The following is a 20473-nucleotide window of genomic DNA, read 5'->3' as shown; positions in this document are numbered from 1 at the left end:
CGTGTGAGACCTGAGTTAGCGCGGCGAATCGGCTGGGGACAGACACTCGACGAGCACCGGGTCTGTCCCCCCGCGCGCGTGTATGGGCAACGCTAGCAAAAAGACCGGTGGTGTGTCCCCGCGCTCCGCGCTCGAGATCGGGGGACAGACGTCGGGTGTGAGAGACTTGAGTTGGCGGAACGGATCGGCTGGGGGGACAGACACTTTACGAGCACCGGGTCTGGCCCCCGCACGAGTACGGGTGACGCTAGCAAAAAGACCAGTTGTGGTTCCTTCACGTCCGCGTCAGTGGGGTCAGGCCCAAGGTAAAGCGCGGCGAGAGTATACTACTTGCTGTATGAATCACTTTTTTGGCGAATCCAGTCTGATGTACGTTTTTCGACTTCTCGCGATCATTTCTGTTTTATGTCTGGGCAGCTTGCAAGCAGACGATGCACTGGATCGTCTGACGGAAAAACGCCTGTCGGAAGTGCGTGAGGCGGTGGCCGAACTGGAAAAAATCCGGCACTCGCTCGAGCGGCCGGCTCCGTTTCGTGATTACCGCGCGAACCTGCATGTACATTCGCTGCTCTCACACGACAGCCGGATAACCCAAGATGAAGTCATTGTCGCAGCCAAGCTGGCCGGTACCGATATCCTCATGTTTACCGAACATCCAGCAGATCACTACGATTATTTTGTCGATGGCCATTCGGGTCTGCGCGATGGGGTGTTGATGATCCCAGGGGCCGAGACCAAGGGCATGTTGGTTTACCCGCGCCAAAGCGTCAAAGGTCTCGACGGCGGATCGCCGCAGGAAGTCTCGGACCTGGTTCGCGGACGCGGCGGCTTGACGTTCCTCTCTCACCTTGAGGAACGCATGGACTTGAATGTGCCAGGCCTGACAGGAAACGAAATTTACAATACGCACTACGATTTCAAGTCGCAGCCGCGCCTGATCAGCGCGCTGAAAAACCCGCTGTGGTGGGTTAAGGCCAGCAAACTCTTCGAGAAATATCCACAGGAATGCCTGGCCGCGCTGCAGCGTTATCCTCAACACTATCTGCAGCGGTGGGACGTCCTCTGCCAACAATCGCCTCACACCGGTGTATCCGCCAACGATGCGCATCGCAACGTGGGCATTCGCATTCGATTGGCCGAAAAAGATCGCGCGATCGTCGAAGATGCCCTAGAGGAGAAAATCGTCGAGATTGATGCCCAGGCCCTGCGCACCTTGGGTCTGAAGCCTTTCGACGACAATGGCCAGCAGCTGTTCTTCAAAACGCTACTCGATCCATACGAGGTCAGTTTGAAGCATGTCAGTACGCACCTGCTACTGCGCGAACAAACGGTCGACGAAGTATGGGAAGCCTTGGAGCAGGGCAGGGCCTATGTGGCCTTTGATTGGTTGGCTGATCCCCGCGGTTTTGACTTGGCCCTCCACTCCGATGGCCGACATGAAATGGGCGAACAAGTCGCTTACAAGTCCGAAGCGCAACTCACCGCTCGTGCCCCACTGCCGGGGCATTGGAAACTGATTCGCAACGGCCACCTAATGGAAGAAAGCGACGGCAGCACGTTCAATACAGTTCTGACCATGCCGGGTGTGTATCGCGTCGAACTCTGGTTAACCGTGGCCAACGAACCACGCATTTGGATTCTCTCTAATCCGCTGTATGTGAAGTAGGCCGTTGTCGACTTCGAACGATCCGGCTAACCTTATCACACATTATTACTTGCACTTGCACACTACTTAACAACTTTCTCGAGATCGAACTATGAGCGGCGTGGTCTACATTGACGGCCAGTACTCCTCCCACGCGGATGCCAAAATCAGCGTTTTTGACCACGGTTTACTCTATGGCGACGGGATCTTCGAGGGAATTCGCGTGTACAACCACCGCGTGTTCAAGCTGAAAAGTCACCTGGTAAGACTCTTTCAGTCAGCTCGGCATATCGACCTGAACGTGCGTCATACTTTCGACGAAGTCGATGCAATCGTGCGCGAAACGGTTCGCCGCAGCCACATGGCCAACTCGTATATCCGCCTGGTCGTAACGCGCGGGGTCGGACCGTTGGGCGTCAATCCCAAACAGTGCGAATCAGCTTCAATGATTGTGATCGTCGACAAACTGGCCGTCTATCCAGAAGAGAAGTACGAGAGCGGTATAACGCTGATGACTTCGTCGGTGCGTCAGAAAAACCCAGCCACGCTGAGCAGTCGAGCCAAGACGCTCAACTACTTGCCCAACATGATGGCCAAGCTAGAAGCCTTGCGATCCGGTGCCGACGAAGCCCTGATGCTGAACGATCAAGGTTTCGTTAGCGAGTGTGTAGGCGAAAACGTGTTTGTCGTGACTCGCTCACCCACGGGCGAAGTTCATGTGCTGACGCCCGATGTTTCGTCCGGTATCCTGGAAGGCATCACCCGCAACGTGATCATTACCCTGGCCAAACAACATGGCATCACAGTCCGCGAAACCAATGTGACTTTGTTTGATCTCTACACGGCCGACGAGATCTTCTTGACTGGTACCGGGGCTGAAATTGTCCCGGTCGTCAGCCTGGACGGCCGCACCGTCGGTACCGGTCAACCAGGCAGCATTACCAAACAAATGCTCAAAGCCTTCCGCGACTACGCCGCTACCGGCGCAGAAGATTAACGCCCACATCTCGTAGCCGAAGTCGCCAGACTTTGGATGCGCCACGCTGGCTTCATCCAATCACTTCCGTAGCCGAAGTCGCCAGACTTTGGACGCATCACCTTGAATTCGTCCAATCTCTGGCGAGATCGGCTACGAGTGACGAGATCGGCTACGAGTGTACTACTTACTCGCTGCCCATTGGGCGACTTGTTTTTCTAGCACGCTCAGCGGCATGCAGCCGTCCTTCAAAACGGTGTGATGAAATTCAGCCAGGTTGAACTTGCTGCCTAGCTCCTGCTCGTACTTGGTTCGCAATTGGCGAATCTTCAATTGACCGATCTTGTAAGAGAGCGCTTGACCAGGCCAAGCCATGTAGCGTTCGATTTCAGCGATGGCTCCTTCTTCGCTGATAGGTTCGTTGGCCATCATGTATTCGAGAGCTTGTTCGCGCGTCCAACCTTTGACGTGCATACCGACGTCCACCACTAGGCGAATCGCGCGATGCATTTCGTCACCCAAGGCGCCCATCAACTGCTTGGGATCATCGTACAGACCCAACTCTGGCCCCAGCGATTCGCAGTACAGTGCCCACCCTTCGCCGTAAGCTCCGTACCATAGAAAGCGTGCGAACTTCGGGATTTGCTGGTTCTCTTGTTGCAATGAAACTTGGTAATGATGGCCGGGAATGGCTTCGTGCAAGAACAGCGATTCCATGCCGCTGGTTACATTAAAACTCTTAGCATCGGGAATGGGCACATAGAAGATGCCGGGCCGTGAACCATCGGCGGATCCGGGATTGTATTCGGCGCTAGCCGTCTTTTCGCGGAAGGCCTCGGTGCGCCGAATCTCAAACGGCGTGCGTGGGCGACCACTGAATATCTTGTCGACATTGGGTTCGATCTTGGTTTGAATGGCGCGATACGCGGCCAAGACTTGGTCCGCATTGTCGTAAGGCGTAAAGGACTTGTCAGTGCGCAGATAGGTAAAGAACTCTGTCAACGAACCCTGGTGCCCCATCAAGCTTTGGACACGCTCCATCTCTTTGCGAATGCGGGCCACTTCGCTTTCGCCCGTTTCAAAGATCTCTTCGGGCGTCATGGCGGTGGTCGTCCAGTATCGAACTGCATAGCGATATTGCTCGGGCCCTTCAGCCACCGCTCCAATACCCGAAGTCAGACGGCACTTGGGCAGGTATTCATCGCGCAAGAACTTAGCCATGCCCACATAAGCCGGAATGATTTTCTCAGCCACTGCAGAACTGTAGGCCTTGGCCAGCCGTTCTTTATCGGAGGCAGAGAAACTGTCGGGCAGGCGTTTGATCGGTTCGTAGAACAAACTCTCCTCGGGCGAGGCGCTAACAATCGACTTGTCTTCGCACTGCGTGATCATGCGCTCGACCAAGATCTTGGGCAACACGTAGTTGTCTTCGATTCCTTGCCGAAACTGCTCGATGGCCACTTTCATCCATACGGCAAACGCATCGACGCGTTTGAGCCAATTCTCATAATCTTTGACCGACTTGAATGGCTGGTTGCCCTGCCCGCTACCCAATTGCCCGAAGCTCAGTGGCAGGCCGTCGAATTGATTCCACGGAATGCGTTCGAATTTATGCTGCATGCCCTCCAAGCGCACATTCAGTTCATATTCCAGAATGTCCGCGGCCAGATGCGCCGATGCGCTTGTCCGATTGCGGTTGACCGTTTGCAGCTTGGTCAGCGTGCGTTGATAGAAGTCGCGTTCTTTGGCCAGGAAATCTGGGCTAATGCGAATGGGCAACTGATCGTTGTATCGCATGTCGCCGAAAGCGGTGGCCTCCAGCGGAAAGAGTGTCAGATACTCTTCGTAGTAGTCGTTGAAGAGTGTGGCCAGAAGGCGTTCGGCATCCGCATCAACTTTCTCAGGCGTTTTGGTCTCTTGTGCATTGGCCACCGGGATCCAGCCAGCCGAGCACATGCATACCCCCAGCACGACTCCCAGAACGTTGATACCTAGAACGCTGCGCATGCCCAGACTCCCGAAGTTATAGAAAATGACCCCTGGATTATAGTTAAAACCGAAACGCTTGATGCGTTCGGCTCGGATCACCTTGTAGCGGAATGCTTCAAGCGCTTTGTAGCGGAACGCATCAAGTACCTTGTAGCGGAACGCGTCAAGCGTTTCGGACTGTGACTCAGATCCCGCGACACTTCGTCCGCCAAACTTTTTCGAGAAACTTTTACGAGCTACCAGGCGGCGCTTCATCTGCTTTGCTTCCATTGCGCACAGCTTTACGGAAGCTGCTCTTCCCTAGGGCGGACATTGGGTGGTTTGGCGGCAGATTGCAAGTAGCGACTGATGAAAAATCTGCGAAGAAAAAGCTTGAAATTGACGAATTCGCCCTCATATTGAGGTTGCTTAAAGATGCGGCCAACGATTGGGCGGAAATCGAGGCAAGCCGACAAGGGAGCGCGCTGGACTTTCGTTCGTCTGGCGCGAGACTCTCTCGGACGCTGATGATATCTGCCCCAAGAAGGAGACCGCAGCATGGCAGGTCGCACGTTGGTACGACGTGGTGTTGGCTCGGCAGTTGCACGAGGCTCCACCGGTATTCCACGCCCGCATTACCTGGACCGTCCTCGTTCGAGCGAGGAGCCCCAGTCCAGTTCATCTCCTCCAGTTAAGCTGCATACGGACGATTGGATGCAAGTAGAATTGCCGCGCGGAGATTACGTTATGGCTGGGCTGGTTGCCCTCTCGATTGCGATTGCAGTCGGATCGGTGATTTTGTTGCCCGCTTTGGTAGTCTTCAACTGGTTTTCTCTGTCCCACGCGTCTTTCTGGGCCAAGCTGATCTTTGCCACCCCCGTCTTTGCCGGCGTCATTAGCGCCTGGGCCTGCTTGCGGCGAGCTAAAAGCGACCGCATTCGCCAACGCCTGTTCGATGAACTCCGCGATTAGTCGCTAGATCGCTATAGATCCTCTGCCGCTGTTCCTGCGTAATCATGCAGAAACCAAGGCTAACGCCTGCGGCTTAGGTCTTGGGCAACCGAGGCTAACGCCGCTAACACCTGCGGTTTAGGCTTTGCCTTTCGCGAATTCTCGGGAACCATTACAATCAAGCCCTTCGTTTTTAAGGTTTCACCCCGTAACGGAGTGTTTGTATGTCCCGCATTTTGCTTTTGGCAGGTTTGGTGCTATCCATGGTTTCCCCGACAGCTTCCGCTCAATCCCCTAAAGACGCCAAGGTTACGACGAAGGTCTTCTTCGACGTTACGATCAATGGCAAAGAAGCAGGCAAGATCGTAATTGGCCTCTTCGGCGACGATGTACCCAAGACTGCTGAAAACTTCCGCGCTTTGTGCACGGGCGAAAAAGGCAAGGGCAAGTCTGGCAAGCCACTGCACTTCAAGGGCTCCAGCTTCCACCGCGTGATTCCTCAGTTCATGCTCCAAGGTGGCGACTTCACCGCTGGTAATGGCACGGGCGGCGAAAGCATCTACGGCGAAAAGTTTGCTGATGAGAACTTCAAATTCAAGCACGAAGGCGAAGGCATCCTTAGCATGGCCAATGCCGGCCCCAACACCAACGGGTCGCAGTTCTTCATCACCACCATTGAAACCCCATGGCTGAACGGCAAACACGTCGTCTTCGGTAAAGTCGTCGAAGGCATGGATGTCGTCAAGAAAATCGAAGGCATGGGCAGCGAAAGTGGCCGAACACGCGCCATAATCGCTATCGCTGACTGCGGCGAAGTCAAGTAAAGCCGAGCTTTGCGAACAACTCAACGCGCAAGCCTCGTGCCCCGGACCTATAGTTCGGGGCACATTCTTTTTGTGCTCTGTGACTATTTGTGCCCTGCGAAGGTGCGTCGATCCCACTTTTCCGACAAAGCACGTCGGACTGACATCCGAGCCATTCCATGGTTACTGCGGACAATCATCGACTGGCGGTTGTCGTTCCCTGTTATCGGGTCGCAGACCATCTGGCGGAAGTCCTCAGTGCCATCGGCCCACAGGTCTCCAAGATCTACTGCGTCATCGACGCCAGCCCGGATAATTCTCGCGGAGTTGCATTAACTGCCCAGCAGTTGGACCAGCGTATTGAAGTCATCGACTTGGCAATCAATCAAGGAGTCGGCGGCGCGTTCTGTGCAGGCTTGCAACGAGCGCTAGCTGATAAGTGCGATATCATTGTCAAGGTCGACGGTGATGGCCAGATGGATCCTCAAGATATTCCTACCATCATCGCGCCGCTAGTGCGTGGCGAAGCCGATTACGCCAAGGGCAATCGCTTCTTCCATTTGCAACACCTCCAAGGCATGCCCTGGGTGCGACTGTTAGGAAACGCCGGGTTGTCGTTCTGCTCCAAGCTCTCATCGGGCTACTGGAATGTGCTGGATCCAACCAACGGTTTCGTTGCCATTCACCGTACGGCTGCCCAACAGATCGATTGGAACAAGGTTGCGCGTCGCTGGTTCTTTGAATCGGACGTGTTGTTTCGACTGTCGATCATTCGGGGGGTAGTAGCCGATGTGCCACTGCCGGCACGTTATGCCAACGAAAAGAGCAATTTGATCGTCTCCCAAACGCTCATCGAGTTTCCGTTCCGGCATTGGATCAATTTTCTCAAACGCATCTTCTATTGCTATTTCCTGCGCGAGTTCCACATTGCTTCGCTGAACCTGGTGCTGGGAATTGTACTGATCGCTTTTGGCGCGATCTTCGGGCTATACCATTGGGTCCAAGGTTACCAACTGAACCAATTCGCCTCGGCCGGTACGGTCATGTTCGCAGCCCTGCCAATTATTCTGGGTTGGCAAGCACTACTGAGTTTCTTGGCATTCGATGTAGGCAATGTCCCTAAGCGCCCATTGCAACTTCGCTCGATCGACCGCGATGATTCGTAGAGCCAGCCGCATGCATACCAATGATTGGCAGCGAGCCTTTCAGATCGGCAGGAGCGTTTTTCGTGATACGCAACTGGCCAATGTAGACGAACAAGCTGGTCCTGCTTACTTCGCCGGCCTCAGCCTCAGTCGCTGGCTGTTTTGGCAGCGGCTGAAATGGGCCGCCCATCAGCTTCCCAAATGCCAAGGCGAGCGAGCCTTAGACTTTGGCTGCGGCTTTGGTTTACTGCTGCCCCACCTGCGCGAGCAGTTTCAGACTACGATTGCCGTGGATGTGGTACCGGAATTGGCCACAGAATTCGTCGCTCGCTGGTACGCAGATTCGGGGCCGGCGCATCAGCTGAGTATTGTTTCATCGCTGGAGGCGGCACACATCCAACCGGGCTCGCTCGACCTAATTGTGGCACTCGATGTCTTGGAGCACTTTCATTCGCTGACGGAAATCGTCAGCACACTTACCAGTTTGCTCAGTCCCACCGGCCGGATGCTCGTCAGCGGCCCGACCGAATCACGACTGTATCGACTGGGCCGCCGCCTGGTGGGCTTTAGCGGTGACTATCATCATCAAACCATCTATGACGTACACGCGGCGCTTGAGCCATCGCTAACGCCACTATCTATCCACTCGCTGCCACCGCTGGCACCTCTATTCCTGATGTCGGTGTGGCAGCGTCGGGATTAACGACCGGCAACATCGCTAAGCACGTGGACGCGTCGACGTGCGTAGTAATGAACGAGACTGGGACTACTTGCTCAACCGCTTGGCCAAGTTGACCAATTCGATAAACTCCGCGCGCTGCTCACTGGTTTTGACTGACTGAGCTGTTTCGATGATCCAGTCCCAGCTCACGTTACCTTTATACGAACTGTCTCGCAGCAGCATACCAAAGGCCAGGACTGCGCTGGCAAATCGGAAGTCACCATCAGTGGCTGTGGGTGATCGCTCGGGCAAGCGTTGCTGCAGTTCATGAGCCTGGCTATCGAGCGGATGTTTGTAACGGACGTTCACTGTTAACAGAGTGTCTTGATCTTCCGTAACTTGAGGTTGGACGAACTCCGAAGTTGGCGACACCACTTGAACCTCTTGGCTGCCCACCGGTGCAACTTCATAGAAGGCAGTCACTGTATGTCCCGCTCCGATTTCACCGGCATCTTTTTCATCATTGCGAAACTCTTCGTTGGCCATCGCGCGATTTTCGTAACCAAGCAACCGGTAGGCTTTGACAAGCCGGGGATTGAAGTCGACTTGGATTTTTACATCTTTGGCGATCGTCACCAGCGTTCCGCCCATCTCCTGTTGGAACACTTTACGGGCTTCGGCCTGGTTGTCGATATACGCGTAGTTTCCATTGCCATGATCAGCCAGTTTCTCGAGCGTCGAGTCCTGGAGATTGCCCATGCCGAACCCCAGCACCGACAAAAAGATATTCGACTTGGCCTGTTCGGTAATCAGATCGATCAAGTCGCTTTGATTACTGATGCCTACGTTAAAGTCGCCATCGGTGCATAGGATAACGCGATTGGTTGCATCGGCATCGAAGTGATCTTTGGCTAGCTGGTAAGCACCTCGAATTCCCCCAGCGCCATTGGTTGATCCACCCGCTGACAACTCATCGATCGCGCCAACGATTTTGCCGAGCTGATCAGCCCGCGTCGGTGACAACACAACTCCAGCGTTTCCCGCATAGGCCACGATGCCAATTCGATCGCGTGCATCGAGTTGACGAGCCAGCAACTTTAGCGACCACTGCACCAGCGGTAACTTGGTATCGCTAGCCATCGAACCAGAGACATCGACCAGAAATACGAGGTTACAGGGTGGCCGTGTTTGACTGGTAACCGACTTACCGCGTAGGGCGACTCGCACCAGTTGATGCCCAGGCTGCCACGGACACTCTGCTCGATCGACCATGACTGAGAACGGATGTTCGTCGTTTGGCTCAGGGTAGTTGTAAGAAAAATAGTTAATGCACTCTTCCAAGCGTACTGCGCCTTTGGGTGGCAGCTGACTACTGTGCAACATGCGTCGAATATTGGAGTAAGACGCCGTATCTACATCGATGGCAAAAGTGGATTGTGGCTGTTGCAAGGCGACCACAAAAGGATTTTCAGCGATCGCGTCATAAGATTCGCCACGCGATTGACTGACAGACGCATCGGTCAGCGAGCGATCGATCGCCGGCGGCAGCGCACCTCGATGCGCACCATCACAACCCACGAGTAAAATTGCTGCCCATCCAATTGACCTCAGCGCATTTGACATGATCTGCGTCCTGAAAATTAGAGACTGTGGTGGAACACGCCCAGGCATCCGAAAAGAGAAAACTTTTATCCGACCAGTGCTGACACAGAGAGAGAGACCAACCACCGGCAATTTATTCCACTTTTCTGAAGCTCCGGTCGAATGTGCGCTGCCTGACATTGCCGATGGAATGCTGAAAAGGTATTTAGCATGCACATCTCAAATTCCATCAAGCTGTCGACAAATACCCCAGAACCAACTTCAGCCAAGAATGCTAGCGTCGCTGCTCGACAGTCGCTCCAAGATGTCTTCACAGCCGTATTGCGTGAAGCTGGGCGAGAAGGCTATCGTTCGGCCAGCGAAGTCACATCGGATCGACCGCTGGTGAAGCAAGTGGAGAGCAGCTGGTCGAGCTGGTTTGATCAATTTGGGCAATCGGGTTACTCCGACTATCTGGCCAGTGCACAAGTTACTGGGGCGACTTCTTCTAAGCCTACGGCGACTGAATTCCGAGACACCTACGCGCGCGTACTGGTCGATGCTTACAGCCAAGGTGGATATGCCACTCCGCGCGAGTACTTGCGGCAGCTCGATCGCGAAGCATTGCGCAGCGTCCAACTCGTTCATCGTCTGGCAGAACCGATCGATGCATCGCAGCTATCCGAAGAGGGAGCTCTGAATCTCTTGCTGCCACCGGCGGCCGCGGTAGATTTGAACCATGATGGTCTGAACGCGATTGGCAAAGCTTTTATGTTTGGCTTTCCCGACAGCACCACGCCTCGCGATGTGCGTGACGCGTGGGAAGAGTCTACGGCCGACCTGCCGGTGGACGAAGTCATGCACCATGTGTTTCAGATGAAGTCATCGACGTTGCTGGCCAATGTGCGCGTCGATGGCCAAGGGCAAGTTATCGGCTTTCGCGACCCTGGCGATCCTGATTGGATCAATCCGATGGACTCAAGCAGCTTTTCGTACCACGCTGCCGCTCGGGGGTGGCTCGATTATTTGGAGGCCTTCCAGAATCAGATGCCTGCCTCTCAGTATCAGCGTGACCACGCCTTCTGGAGTGATTTCGCATCACGTCTAGCCTACCTGCGGCCCGGCCTCCCCACGTAACCGAGTCACTCCGAGACTCGTATCGTTCACATAACTACACTCAACTCTAAGCCAATCAGCGTCTCGGAGAGACGCTGCTACGTGACCCGCGTAGCCGAGTCTCTCCGAGACTCGAAACAACCCACCAGGCACCCTCACCAACTCTCCTCTGCTACAACAACTTGGAGCCGACAATCGATCATGAACCGGTACCAGATGACGTTCGCCCCGCGGTCATGGGCTCCGGCGATGCAGCCGCTATTTGTGAGACTGATGGCACCAATTCGACGCATACAACAGCATCGCACGGTCGCTGTGGTGCGCGTGCATGTAAAGGGGCATGAAGCCGTTGGTCAATCGCTGGCGACGGGTCAACGTCTGATGATCACACCGAACCATCCTAGTCACGCGGATCCCTTTTCGATCTATGCTGCTTGCGACCAGGTGCGCACGCCCTGCCATATCATGGCGGCTTGGCATGTCTTTCTGAAGCACTCCAACTGGATGCAACGCTGCCTGCAATGGCATGGCTGTTTCAGTATCGATCGCGAAGCTAATGATATTAGCGCGTTTCGCCATGCCATTGATGTACTGTGCAAGCGTCCTGAGCCGCTAGTGATTTTTCCTGAAGGCGAGATCTACCACTGCAATGATCGCGTTACACCTTTTCGCGAAGGTGCGGCGGCCATTGCCCTGGGTGCGGCTCGCAAGGCAGAGCGTCCCGTGGCTATTGTGCCGACAGGAATCAAGTATCGTTACTTGGATGATCCGACACCGCACATTTTACAGGTGCTCGCTGACATTGAAACTCGCATCCTGTGGCGAGTCCAAGCGGATCGACCGATCATTGAACGGCTTTACAACATCGCTGAAGCTGTCCTGGGACTGAAAGAGCTCGAGTATCTCAAGAGCGTGCGGACCGGTAGTTTAAGTATGCGTTTGCGCGATCTGGGCGAAGAGATTTTGAGGCGGCTCGAGGATCGCCATGGCGCCTGTGATGATGCTTGCCATCCGGTGCGCGTCAAGGAGCTGCGTCGTACGATACTGACCAAGTCCAACGATCGTCAAACGGACAGAGAGACGCAAGCGCATTTGCGCCGTGACTTGGATGATTTGTTTGTAGTGATGCAGCTATTCAGTTACCCCGGTGACTACTTGCGAGTTGAACAGCCGACGATTGAGCGTATCGCAGAGACGGTCGACAAGCTGGAAGAAGATCTGCTGCAAAAGAAGACCGCTTCCATACGTGGTCGGCGTGAGGTCACGGTGCACTTTGGCGAACCTCAACCGGTACCCGCTATCAAGTCGCGAACTGCGGTGGCAGACATAACCGCTCAGACCCAGTGCCACGTGCAGCAACTGGTTGATACCCTCAGCGGCGCAGCCCACACGTCGGCTACCCCACGCAGCGCGTAGCCCGTGATCTCGCCCTTTTCGTAGCCGATCTCGCCAGAGATTGGAATGTTCGTAGCTGATCTCGCCAGAGATTGGGTTTCTTCGTAGCTGATCTCGCCAGAGATTGGAACTCAATCCAAAGTCTGGCGACTTCGGCTACAGGCGTTGCGTGCGAAGTTGCAGCGACTTCAAGTAGTTCTTGACTGGATGGAGTTCGGGTTGCAACCGGAGGGCTTCCTCTAGCAGCGGAATCGCTTCTTGTGGTTGGCCGCTGGCGTCGTAGGCCATCGCTAGCCGCAACATCATCTCCACATCCTTGGGGCGCAGGTTGAGAGCTTGTTGATAGAGACTGATAGCTGCAGCCGGATCGGTCTGCATAGTTAGTGTTGCGAGGGCGGAGACGAACTCGTACGATTGTGGATCGAGTTGGCTAGCTTTTTCCAGGTGCGGTATGGCTTGGCCGGCCGATAGGTGTGAGAGGGCCATGCCCAGCGTGGCGTGGGCTCGAGCTAAACTTGCATCGAGTTCAATGGCCTTGCGAGCGTACGTCTCAGCGCCAGGCACATCACCACGGGCCAGCATGCAGGCGGCCACATCGTTAGTGGCGCGAGCTGAATTGGGTCGGCGCTGCAAGTTGGTTTGGGCCACTTCCAGAGCTTTGTCGAACTGCTGCATGTAACACATGTTGGCGATAAGATTGGTTTGCAGTTCTTCATCTGTTGGCGTCGCTTGGACGCCCGCTTCCAGGTATGGTTGAGCTTCGGCAAAGTTGCCCGTTAGCGACAGCAACAATCCTCGGTTGACGACAACTTCGGGCAAGTTCGGTTCGGTCTGGCTGGCCTTGTCGAGCAAGGCTAAGGCATCTTCAAATTGGCCGCGTGGGATGAGGAGCCCAGCGTAGGCTGCTTGGGGGCGGGCTTCATCGGGGGCAATTTCCAGTGCACGGCGATAACACTCTTCGGCCGCCGCGTCGTTGCGCTGCTTGGCATACGCGCTGCCCAATCCCAACCAGGCATTGAAGTTGTGAGGAGCCTTTTGTGTTATGTCGAGCCAGAAGGCTTCTTCGCTTGTGTACACACGATTTCGCGCATAGGTGACGCTGCCGAGCGATACGCATATTAAGGCGAGCAATATCAAAGCAACTGTTGCGGCACCGCGATGGATTTGAGTTATCGACGATCCGAGCAAGCCCAAGCACTGTCCCACCAGTACGCAACCCATCGTGATCACTGCTGCCAATGGCAAGTACATGCGATGTTCGAAGGCCAGATCAATGATAGGTGCGAGGCTGGAGGTTGGTGCTAAGATGATGAAGAAGCTCATGGCAACGAAGCCCAAGGCAGGCCGAGCGTAGCTGAGCCATACGGATGTTGCGAACAACGCGACCATAATGACCAGATAGGGAAGGAGTTTTGCGATCGAGTCCTCGATCGGCCATGCATAGTAAGCGCATTGACCCGAGGGCCAGAACGCAAGTTGCAAGTAGTGCGTGATGACCGCTGACTGGTTAGTAAGGTAAGTCCACGGTCCAAGCCCTTCAACGTTCAGCAAACCGCCGCCCCGATAGTCCGCTTGATAATGCAGCATGGCCCACGCCAACACTCCCCAAGTCAAAGCCCACCCCAGCGTCTCCTTTCGCTCCCCTAAAGGCCACAAACCACCAACCTTCGCTCGCTTGGCGAACACTTGTCCATACCAGAAGACCATCACTGGTGCAGTGACCATAACTTCCTTGCACCCCATGCCGATAGCGCAGCTCGTGATGGAGCATGTATACCAAGCCCAGCGGTGGCAAGAGGTTTGCGCGCGGCTAAAACAATATAGTGTTAGCAAGTAGAACAGAGCCATCATCGACTCAAGACGCTGGACGATGTAGGTGACCGCTTGTGTGTTGAGTGGATGCACGGCCCAAATAAGCGCGACGGAAAGACTCAGCCCCAGTGCTTGCGTGGTCTTGTCTGGATACAGTAGCAGCCAACTGCGGCGGACAAGGCCAAACAGAGTCAGCGCCGCCAGGATATGGATGGTGAGGTTAGTGACATGGTAACCGACTACTTCGTACTTATGAACTGCGTAGTTGAGAGCAAACGTATAGTGCGCGAAGGGTCGATTCGAACTGTTGATCACGGGCCAAGGTGGCCAGGCTGAACGAATCTTTGGATCGTTGGCAATACGTGGGACGTCATCGAACAGAAAGGGACCACTTAGCGAATTTGAATAGGCTGCGCAGGTGGCCAAGATGATTAGAAGCGTCGCTGCCCAGTTGGCGCTGCGATACTGGCTGCAGCAGACTTTCTGTGGGTCTTGGGACGCGTCGACTGGCATGATGTTGGGGATCCATAAAAAACAAGTGCCCGAGCTGTTCGTAGCTGGGGAGCATGCCATCGATCAAATATTCGTAGCGATCGTGGGCGTTACTTTGGTCTGGTAAAGAAGGTAAGTTGACCACCGATCAGCCAATCGTCGTATTCTCTTCCGAATGAGTTGACCCAGTATTTGCCGGAGGCTGTCAGACGCACATTTCCATTTAGCCAGAAGTGAGCGCCGACTTCGGGATAGGCGGCCACGAACCACTGGTCGATTTCGGACGTTTTCTCGTCGCCTTCATCGATGAAGTGGTCATCATCATTGTCTTGGTGGTCGTCATTGGCATCGCGCACAGTACGCGAGAGGCCGGTGGTACCACCTAGACCGACAAATGGCGTCAGGCGTGCAGGTAATTGAAGTCGGACACCTGTGTCTGCGCCCAGATACCCTTGGTCGCCTCCCCAATAAGCGGCTCCTGCCAGGCGATGTGAGAACCAGTGGGTTGGATAGTATTCAAATCCAACTTCTGCACCACTCATGGGGTCGTTAAGGTTGGCTGGTTTCTGCATTCCGCCGCTGAGGTACCATCCGCCGAGATCTTCGACGAATCGTGCATCGACGGCCTGTTTGGCTTTGCCGACCAAGTCATCTTTGTCAGCACCTTCAGCATACTTTTCCGCGTAGACCGGATCATCCATAGCGTACCGCGACTTCAACAGCGACTCGCAGCCGCAGTTTGTTGCCGCTACCAATGCAGTCATTGCGGCCAGAGTAAGGTTGCTAGCATTCCAATTCATGATGAATGCATTCCTGAATGCGGGAGACGCTTTAACGATTCCAACTTGTAACGCTTTCGCTCATCGGACTCAATCCCAGCCCCCGCGTCACGCGCCAAACGGGGGACAGAGCACGCGCATTGTTCCGCGCCCGGGGACAGAGCACGAGCACGTGCACGTGGTTCTCATGCAATGCCAGCAAATCACCCCCGGGTCTGTCCCCAGTGGTGCGCGCCCGGGGACAGACACCCGCGTTCGTGTCTGGGGACACACACCATGTTCGTACAGTTGCTAGCAAATGGATGGACGCGAATTGAGGCTGTGGTTTTAGAATCCTAAAAAATATTTCAGATTATTTTCGGCTACCTCAATCTTGAAAAACCCTGGTGTTTACAGGGTATGCATTCAGCCAGCGGGGCGGCGCGCCCTTGACGCATCACTATCTATATAGGGTGACGTTTCGTTTGTTGCCGGCCACCGGGCTACCGATGGCTACTGCTGTTTGCTAGCACAAGAAAAAGGAGTGCAAGATCATGGCTCGAAAACCTCGGAGAAGTTTGTTCAGTCCAGACGAAGTCGCCACCGTGCATATCTCCAATCGCTGTGTCCGCGGCCAGTACCTGATGGGACTGGACGAGACCACCGGCGAAGACCATTCCGAACGACGCGAGTGGTTTCAAACCTACATGCAGTTCTGTGCCGGGCACTTCGCCTTCGACGTGCTGGATCAAGCTATTATGGAAAATCACTTTCATGTTCTGGGCAGAGCCCGGCCCGATGTGGTCCTGTGCTGGAGCGATGCCGAGGTAGCTCGCCGCTGGCTGACCCTCTGCCCGCCCAGCTCTGGCAAACGCAAAGGCAAGAATAAAGACAGAGCTCCCCTGCCCACCGGACCTACCAAAGCTCAGATTCGAGCCCTGACCGGGCAGCCGGAGTTTATCGCCGAGCTGCGCAAACGTCTCAGCGACATCTCGTGGTTTATACGCAAGATCTGCCAACACGTGGCTCAGCGGGCCAACGCCCAAGCCAAAGCAGCCAATAAGCCCACTGGCAGCTTCTGGAACGGTCGCTTCCACGGCGTACGCCTGCTGGATGAAGAAGCCGTGTTGGCTTGCTCGATTTACATCAATCTCAATCCCATCCGCGCCGTCATGGCCTACACCTTCGAAGACAGCCAGTACACCTCGATCCAGCGGAGACTGCAAGATCTGTTGATGGTCATGCCTGCTGACGAGAACAAGGCCATACCTGAAGCCATCTCCGATCCTGGTACGGAGCCAGTATCCGGCTCAAGCGCAGCGCAGCCGCTGGCCAGCGACAGCCTGCTGGACGATCAACTGGGCAGCGATCACTTAGGCAGCGATCAAGTGGTTAGCGATACCAAGGTGCAGCCGCTGGAGGTGGCTGCCAGCAATCGCAGGGAGGCCTCGCCGCCGCAGGACATCTTGGCGTCTAGCCTCTCCACCAATGCGGCCGCGCCCGACCGGCGGCGTTCGCTGGCTGAGACACTGGCCGATCAGATCCTTCGGTTTGGATCGGCGATGGCCTACGAGCCTGAGGAGGGCGAAGAGGAGTCGCCGGAGATGGCCGAGCTGCGCAAGTTGCCACCTGAGCCCTGGCGACCGAGCGGCTACCTGGCACCGCTGGAGATCAACGAAGCACTGGATCCGATCGGACCACGGCTCAGTCGCAGTTGTCAGCGCTGTAGTGATCGCGGCTATTTGACGATGACCATTGGCAAGTACATCGAGTTGCTCGAATGGTGTGCGCGGCAGATTCGCCCTGGCAAACGCGGCGTGATGCCCAGCGACACTCCGCCGATCCTCGAGCGTTTGGGGATTCCCCCGGAGGTGTGGATGAAGCTGGTCACCAGCTTCAATGAGCTCTTCAGCACAGTGGCTGGCATGCCCGACAGCGTCGATGCGCATAGCACGTCGCGCAATGAGCGTTTCTACATGCCCAAAGCCACGCGTGAGATGTTGACCATCCAACCGCTCTCCCAGCAACCGATCGAACCAACTGCGCCGGAGCAAGCGGCAGACATGTCTAGTTCGTCGGCCTAGGGCCGACGGGCACACGACAAACTCTGCTAGCTTAGCCGGACAGCTTCAAACCAGGCAATTTCGGCCATTCTAAAAACTCACCTACCGGGTGAGTCTCGCTACCGGTCTATCCCGGTCTCTCCCCAGCGGCCACACAACACCCGCCAACGCCCTCAAAAATCGCCTCCCACACCCGCGCGCCACTCCCAAACAGCGTTTCCCCGCCGCTCCAACGACGCGCACCCGGGGCCAAACCGCTCTCACCACCGCGCGCCCACCACCGCTTGAGCCTCAAAATGCCTGCGAATATGAACGGGGACAGACCCCGGGTATTGAAAGCTCTGGAAATACGAACGGGGGACAGACCCGGGTATTGGATTCAGGGGTGTTGGGCTCGCGTCACTTATACCTCAGGTGCTTACTTGCAAGTCGAGGGCCACCTTCGACTTTTCGGCGGCGAGGTTCTCGTCGATACGCTCGAGCAGATAGGCGCTGAACGGGCCGAAGTGCAGGTAGAAGGCCATCAAGTTCACTCCATAACGCAATGCTTTGGGATTGCGGCGCAGGATGCCGAAGAGCGTTTGCCAGAACAAGCGACGGTAATTCGATCGAATGCCTTGTTTGACCAGGATGCGCGACAAGGCTTTCAAATCGCGATAGTAATGCCGCCAAGAAAGCCGCAAGCGCTTTTGCGAACAATCGAGCTGGGCGACAACCCGTTGAACACGATCGAAATAAGCTTCTGGAGCGTAGATGTCACTGACAACGTCTCGATAATCGTTCAGGATGTCCAACCGCGGCCGAAGCGGTTCAAAGTTGATGCCGGCAGTGCATTGATCGCCGCGTCCGCTACCATCATCTTTCACGTGATCGAACTGATCGAACAATCGACCCTCGCGTTCAAGTCGGCGAGTCAATTGCGTACCCGGCAGTGCATACAGCAGCCCAACCATCGCGATGGGCGTTGCGCTCGCCGAAATCAGATCGCGAACACCAGCAGCCACACTGCCGCGCTCACCGTCAAAGCCGATGATGTAACCGCACGACACCCACATGCCGTACGAGTAAATCTTCTGTAAACTGCTCGCCAATTCGCGTTTAGTATTCTGCCCCTTCTGCGTTTGACGCAGAGTTTCTTCGTCAGGGGATTCAATACCCATAAACACAGTAGCGAAATTCGCGCGCTGCATCAGGGCCAATAACTCATCATCACTCGATAAATTAACCGAGGCTTCCGTCGCAAACTCAAATGGATAACCGTGCTTTTCTTGCCAGGCTATCAAGTGAGGCAAAAACTTTTTCACGTCGCGCTTGTTGCCAATGAAATTGTCATCAACAATATCTACCAAACCGCGATGACCAAGCGCCAGCAACGCGTCAAGCTCGCGCAGCAATTGTTCGGGCTTCTTCAATCGCGGCACTCTACCGAAGAGCTCAATGATGTCGCAGAATTCGCAATTGAAGGGACAGCCCCGCGCGAACTGAACGCCGGGAAAAAGGTATTTGCTGAGTTTCAGCAGATCAAAGCGGGGCGTGGGCGTTTGCGTGACATCAGCTTTCAACTCACCGGCAGCATAGAGCGGCTTAGTCGACTGATAGTTGTAGTCAATCAACCACTGCGGCAACGTTACTTCAGCTTCGCCCAGCACCAAGCAACTAGCCTGCGCGTAGATATGCGGACTGGACGTGGCGTCGGGGCCTCCGACAACCGTCATCTTTCCAGCAGCCCGACTGCGACTGATAATCTCGAGCGCCGAAGGCTGTTGAGGTAACATGCCACCAGTCATGACCACATCTGCCCAAGCGAGATCCTCGTCCGTGAGCTGTTCAATATTGCAATCGACCAATCGCACTTCCCACTCGGCAGGCAGCATCGCGGCCACCGTAATCAAGCCCAGCGGCGTGGCGGGATACTTGGCATCTTGAAGATCGCAGGTCGCCTTGAAGTTCCAGAATGACTTCATCGTAAATTCTGGGTAAACCAAAAGGCAACGGACCATTGAATTCTGCTTGTGTCGATCGGATACGTGGGCGGATAGATACTCCATGGTAGCCCAAGATTGCAAAAACAGGAACGAATGCACAAGTTCTCAGCCCGGGTGCGAGCACCAGCACAGAGTGATTATTCCGGCCGTAAGAGTCGTTTCGTCTAGTTACGTATCGAAAATTTGCAAAGCGCGTACAGCTTTCAGGCAGACAAATTCCTCCGCCCGTCTTCACGGAAAGGTCACGCCTACGGCTGCCGTGAGGCCGCTTCCACCGATTCGGCCGCCAAATCCACTTCAGTAACAAGCTCTTCACTAGTAAACCCGGCCCCCGTGCTGCGCTGCTCTTGCTTAAGCGTCCGGCCAGGAAATGTGTCGCTGGACCAAAGCTTACATTTGATCGGGCCAGCCTCAGACGAATCGTCCCACTCATAAACTTCTGCTTGATACTCCCGGTCACCCACCACGATCTTCTCGGTCGATGTCCGCAGAGCTTTCATCGACGGCAACGAGAACTGCTCGGCTGTCATACCTGGCGGCAAGGCAAACTCGGCCAGATAATCGTGCGTCATCGCATCGTTCTTTTCCAACGCTTGGTTGGGCCGCTGTACATCGATCTGCGACTCAACCACAACTTTGTCAGCCGCCTTCTCCAGTAACTTCGTTCGAGTCGTTACCAACACGGTCCCATGCTGATTGGTCGTCGTGCGAACTCTGGTCACAGCGGTGCCTGCCGGAAAGCGGCTCCAGTTGACAAATTCAGCTCGCGGAACCATCTCTGGCTTGAGCACCGCTGCCGAAGTCGCTTGAACTTCAGCAGCGGGCGGTACAGTTTTGGCCGCTCCACAACCGATCGTTACCATCACCAGTAAACCCATCAAGAATCGAATGGTCATAAGCAGCCCCACTGAAAGATTTCTATCGCTTCTTAGGTTTCTTGTTGTACGTTCCGTAACTCTCTTCCTGGGCAACCTTTTCATCCTCTGCCTTGATAGCAGCCTTTTGTTCCTCGGTCAGTTCCGAAGTAGGATGAACCGTCTCAGCAGGACCACAACCCAACTGGCACGGCAAGGCCGCAGCCAGCGCAACCATCAACAAGCATTTGCCAGATAACTGCATCGT

At 55.2% G+C, this 20473-nt stretch carries 16 protein-coding genes; 9 read left to right on the top strand and 7 right to left on the bottom strand.

What is annotated here, in order from left to right; all coding sequences use genetic code 11:
* The first annotated feature begins 337 nt into the window (after window positions 1-337).
* Both SH573x_RS07730 and ilvE read left to right on the top strand, forming a co-directional pair.
* Entirely contained in the window at window positions 338-1666 is a 1329-nt protein-coding gene (locus SH573x_RS07730; RefSeq protein WP_479353897.1) for a CehA/McbA family metallohydrolase domain-containing protein, read from the top strand.
* A gap of 91 nt (window positions 1667-1757) precedes the next feature.
* Entirely contained in the window at window positions 1758-2642 is an 885-nt protein-coding gene (gene ilvE, locus SH573x_RS07725) for a branched-chain-amino-acid transaminase (RefSeq protein ID WP_479353895.1), read from the top strand.
* A gap of 162 nt (window positions 2643-2804) precedes the next feature.
* Here the strand turns inward: ilvE and SH573x_RS07720 are convergent, their stop codons facing one another.
* Window positions 2805-4865 (bottom strand): DUF885 domain-containing protein, encoded by a 2061-nt coding sequence (locus SH573x_RS07720; RefSeq protein WP_479353893.1) that lies wholly within the window; start codon window positions 4863-4865, stop codon window positions 2805-2807.
* Between the two features lie 282 nt (window positions 4866-5147).
* On the opposite strand from SH573x_RS07720, the gene SH573x_RS07715 reads away from it, so the two are divergent.
* The 4 genes from SH573x_RS07715 to SH573x_RS07700 all read left to right on the top strand — a co-directional run bounded on the left by SH573x_RS07715 (window position 5148) and on the right by SH573x_RS07700 (window position 8191).
* Entirely contained in the window at window positions 5148-5561 is a 414-nt protein-coding gene (locus SH573x_RS07715; protein WP_479353891.1) for a hypothetical protein, read from the top strand.
* A gap of 203 nt (window positions 5562-5764) precedes the next feature.
* Window positions 5765-6364 carry a peptidylprolyl isomerase gene (locus tag SH573x_RS07710; protein WP_479353889.1) on the top strand — a complete coding sequence of 200 codons (600 nt, stop codon included), beginning with the start codon at window positions 5765-5767 and terminating at the stop codon, window positions 6362-6364.
* Window positions 6365-6522: 158 nt separating this feature from the next.
* Window positions 6523-7509, top strand: coding sequence for a glycosyltransferase family 2 protein (locus SH573x_RS07705; RefSeq protein WP_479353887.1), 987 nt, complete (start codon window positions 6523-6525; stop codon window positions 7507-7509).
* Window positions 7499-8191 (top strand): class I SAM-dependent methyltransferase, encoded by a 693-nt coding sequence (locus tag SH573x_RS07700; RefSeq protein WP_479353885.1) that lies wholly within the window; start codon window positions 7499-7501, stop codon window positions 8189-8191. The genes SH573x_RS07705 and SH573x_RS07700 overlap by 11 nt, the downstream gene beginning before the upstream one ends.
* 63 nt (window positions 8192-8254) lie before the next feature.
* Here the strand turns inward: SH573x_RS07700 and SH573x_RS07695 are convergent, their stop codons facing one another.
* Window positions 8255-9772: a vWA domain-containing protein gene (locus SH573x_RS07695; protein WP_479353883.1), complete on the bottom strand. Its 1518-nt coding sequence runs from the start codon at window positions 9770-9772 to the stop codon at window positions 8255-8257.
* Between the two features lie 189 nt (window positions 9773-9961).
* Between SH573x_RS07695 and SH573x_RS07690 the strand changes: the two genes are divergently transcribed.
* Both SH573x_RS07690 and SH573x_RS07685 read left to right on the top strand, forming a co-directional pair.
* Window positions 9962-10867, top strand: a complete 906-nt coding sequence (locus SH573x_RS07690) for a hypothetical protein (protein ID WP_479353881.1) — start codon at window positions 9962-9964, stop codon at window positions 10865-10867.
* A 252-nt stretch (window positions 10868-11119) separates the two neighbouring features.
* Window positions 11120-12262 carry a lysophospholipid acyltransferase family protein gene (locus tag SH573x_RS07685; RefSeq protein ID WP_479353879.1) on the top strand — a complete coding sequence of 381 codons (1143 nt, stop codon included), beginning with the start codon at window positions 11120-11122 and terminating at the stop codon, window positions 12260-12262.
* A gap of 135 nt (window positions 12263-12397) precedes the next feature.
* Here SH573x_RS07685 and SH573x_RS07680 read toward each other — a convergent pair whose 3' ends face one another.
* Window positions 12398-14566, bottom strand: coding sequence for a tetratricopeptide repeat protein (locus SH573x_RS07680; RefSeq protein WP_479353877.1), 2169 nt, complete (start codon window positions 14564-14566; stop codon window positions 12398-12400).
* Between the two features lie 89 nt (window positions 14567-14655).
* On the bottom strand, window positions 14656-15345 hold the full coding sequence (locus SH573x_RS07675; RefSeq protein WP_479353875.1) for a hypothetical protein: 690 nt from the start codon (window positions 15343-15345) through the stop codon (window positions 14656-14658).
* A 512-nt stretch (window positions 15346-15857) separates the two neighbouring features.
* Between SH573x_RS07675 and SH573x_RS07670 the strand changes: the two genes are divergently transcribed.
* On the top strand, window positions 15858-17387 hold the full coding sequence (locus tag SH573x_RS07670) for a transposase (protein WP_479353873.1): 1530 nt from the start codon (window positions 15858-15860) through the stop codon (window positions 17385-17387).
* A gap of 389 nt (window positions 17388-17776) precedes the next feature.
* Here the strand turns inward: SH573x_RS07670 and SH573x_RS07665 are convergent, their stop codons facing one another.
* The 3 genes from SH573x_RS07665 to SH573x_RS07655 all read right to left on the bottom strand — a co-directional run bounded on the left by SH573x_RS07665 (window position 17777) and on the right by SH573x_RS07655 (window position 20470).
* A complete protein-coding gene (locus SH573x_RS07665; RefSeq protein ID WP_479353871.1) occupies window positions 17777-19330 on the bottom strand; it encodes a B12-binding domain-containing radical SAM protein in 1554 nt (517 codons plus the stop codon).
* 269 nt (window positions 19331-19599) lie between these two features.
* Window positions 19600-20247 carry a hypothetical protein gene (locus SH573x_RS07660; RefSeq protein WP_479353869.1) on the bottom strand — a complete coding sequence of 216 codons (648 nt, stop codon included), beginning with the start codon at window positions 20245-20247 and terminating at the stop codon, window positions 19600-19602.
* Between the two features lie 22 nt (window positions 20248-20269).
* Window positions 20270-20470, bottom strand: coding sequence for a hypothetical protein (locus tag SH573x_RS07655; RefSeq protein ID WP_479353867.1), 201 nt, complete (start codon window positions 20468-20470; stop codon window positions 20270-20272).
* Window positions 20471-20473: the final 3 nt, after the last annotated feature.

This window comes from Rania fehmarnensis (assembly GCF_056494185.1).
The sequence above is the reverse complement of the archived record's forward strand: the minus strand, read 5'-3'. Positions and strand labels throughout refer to the sequence as shown.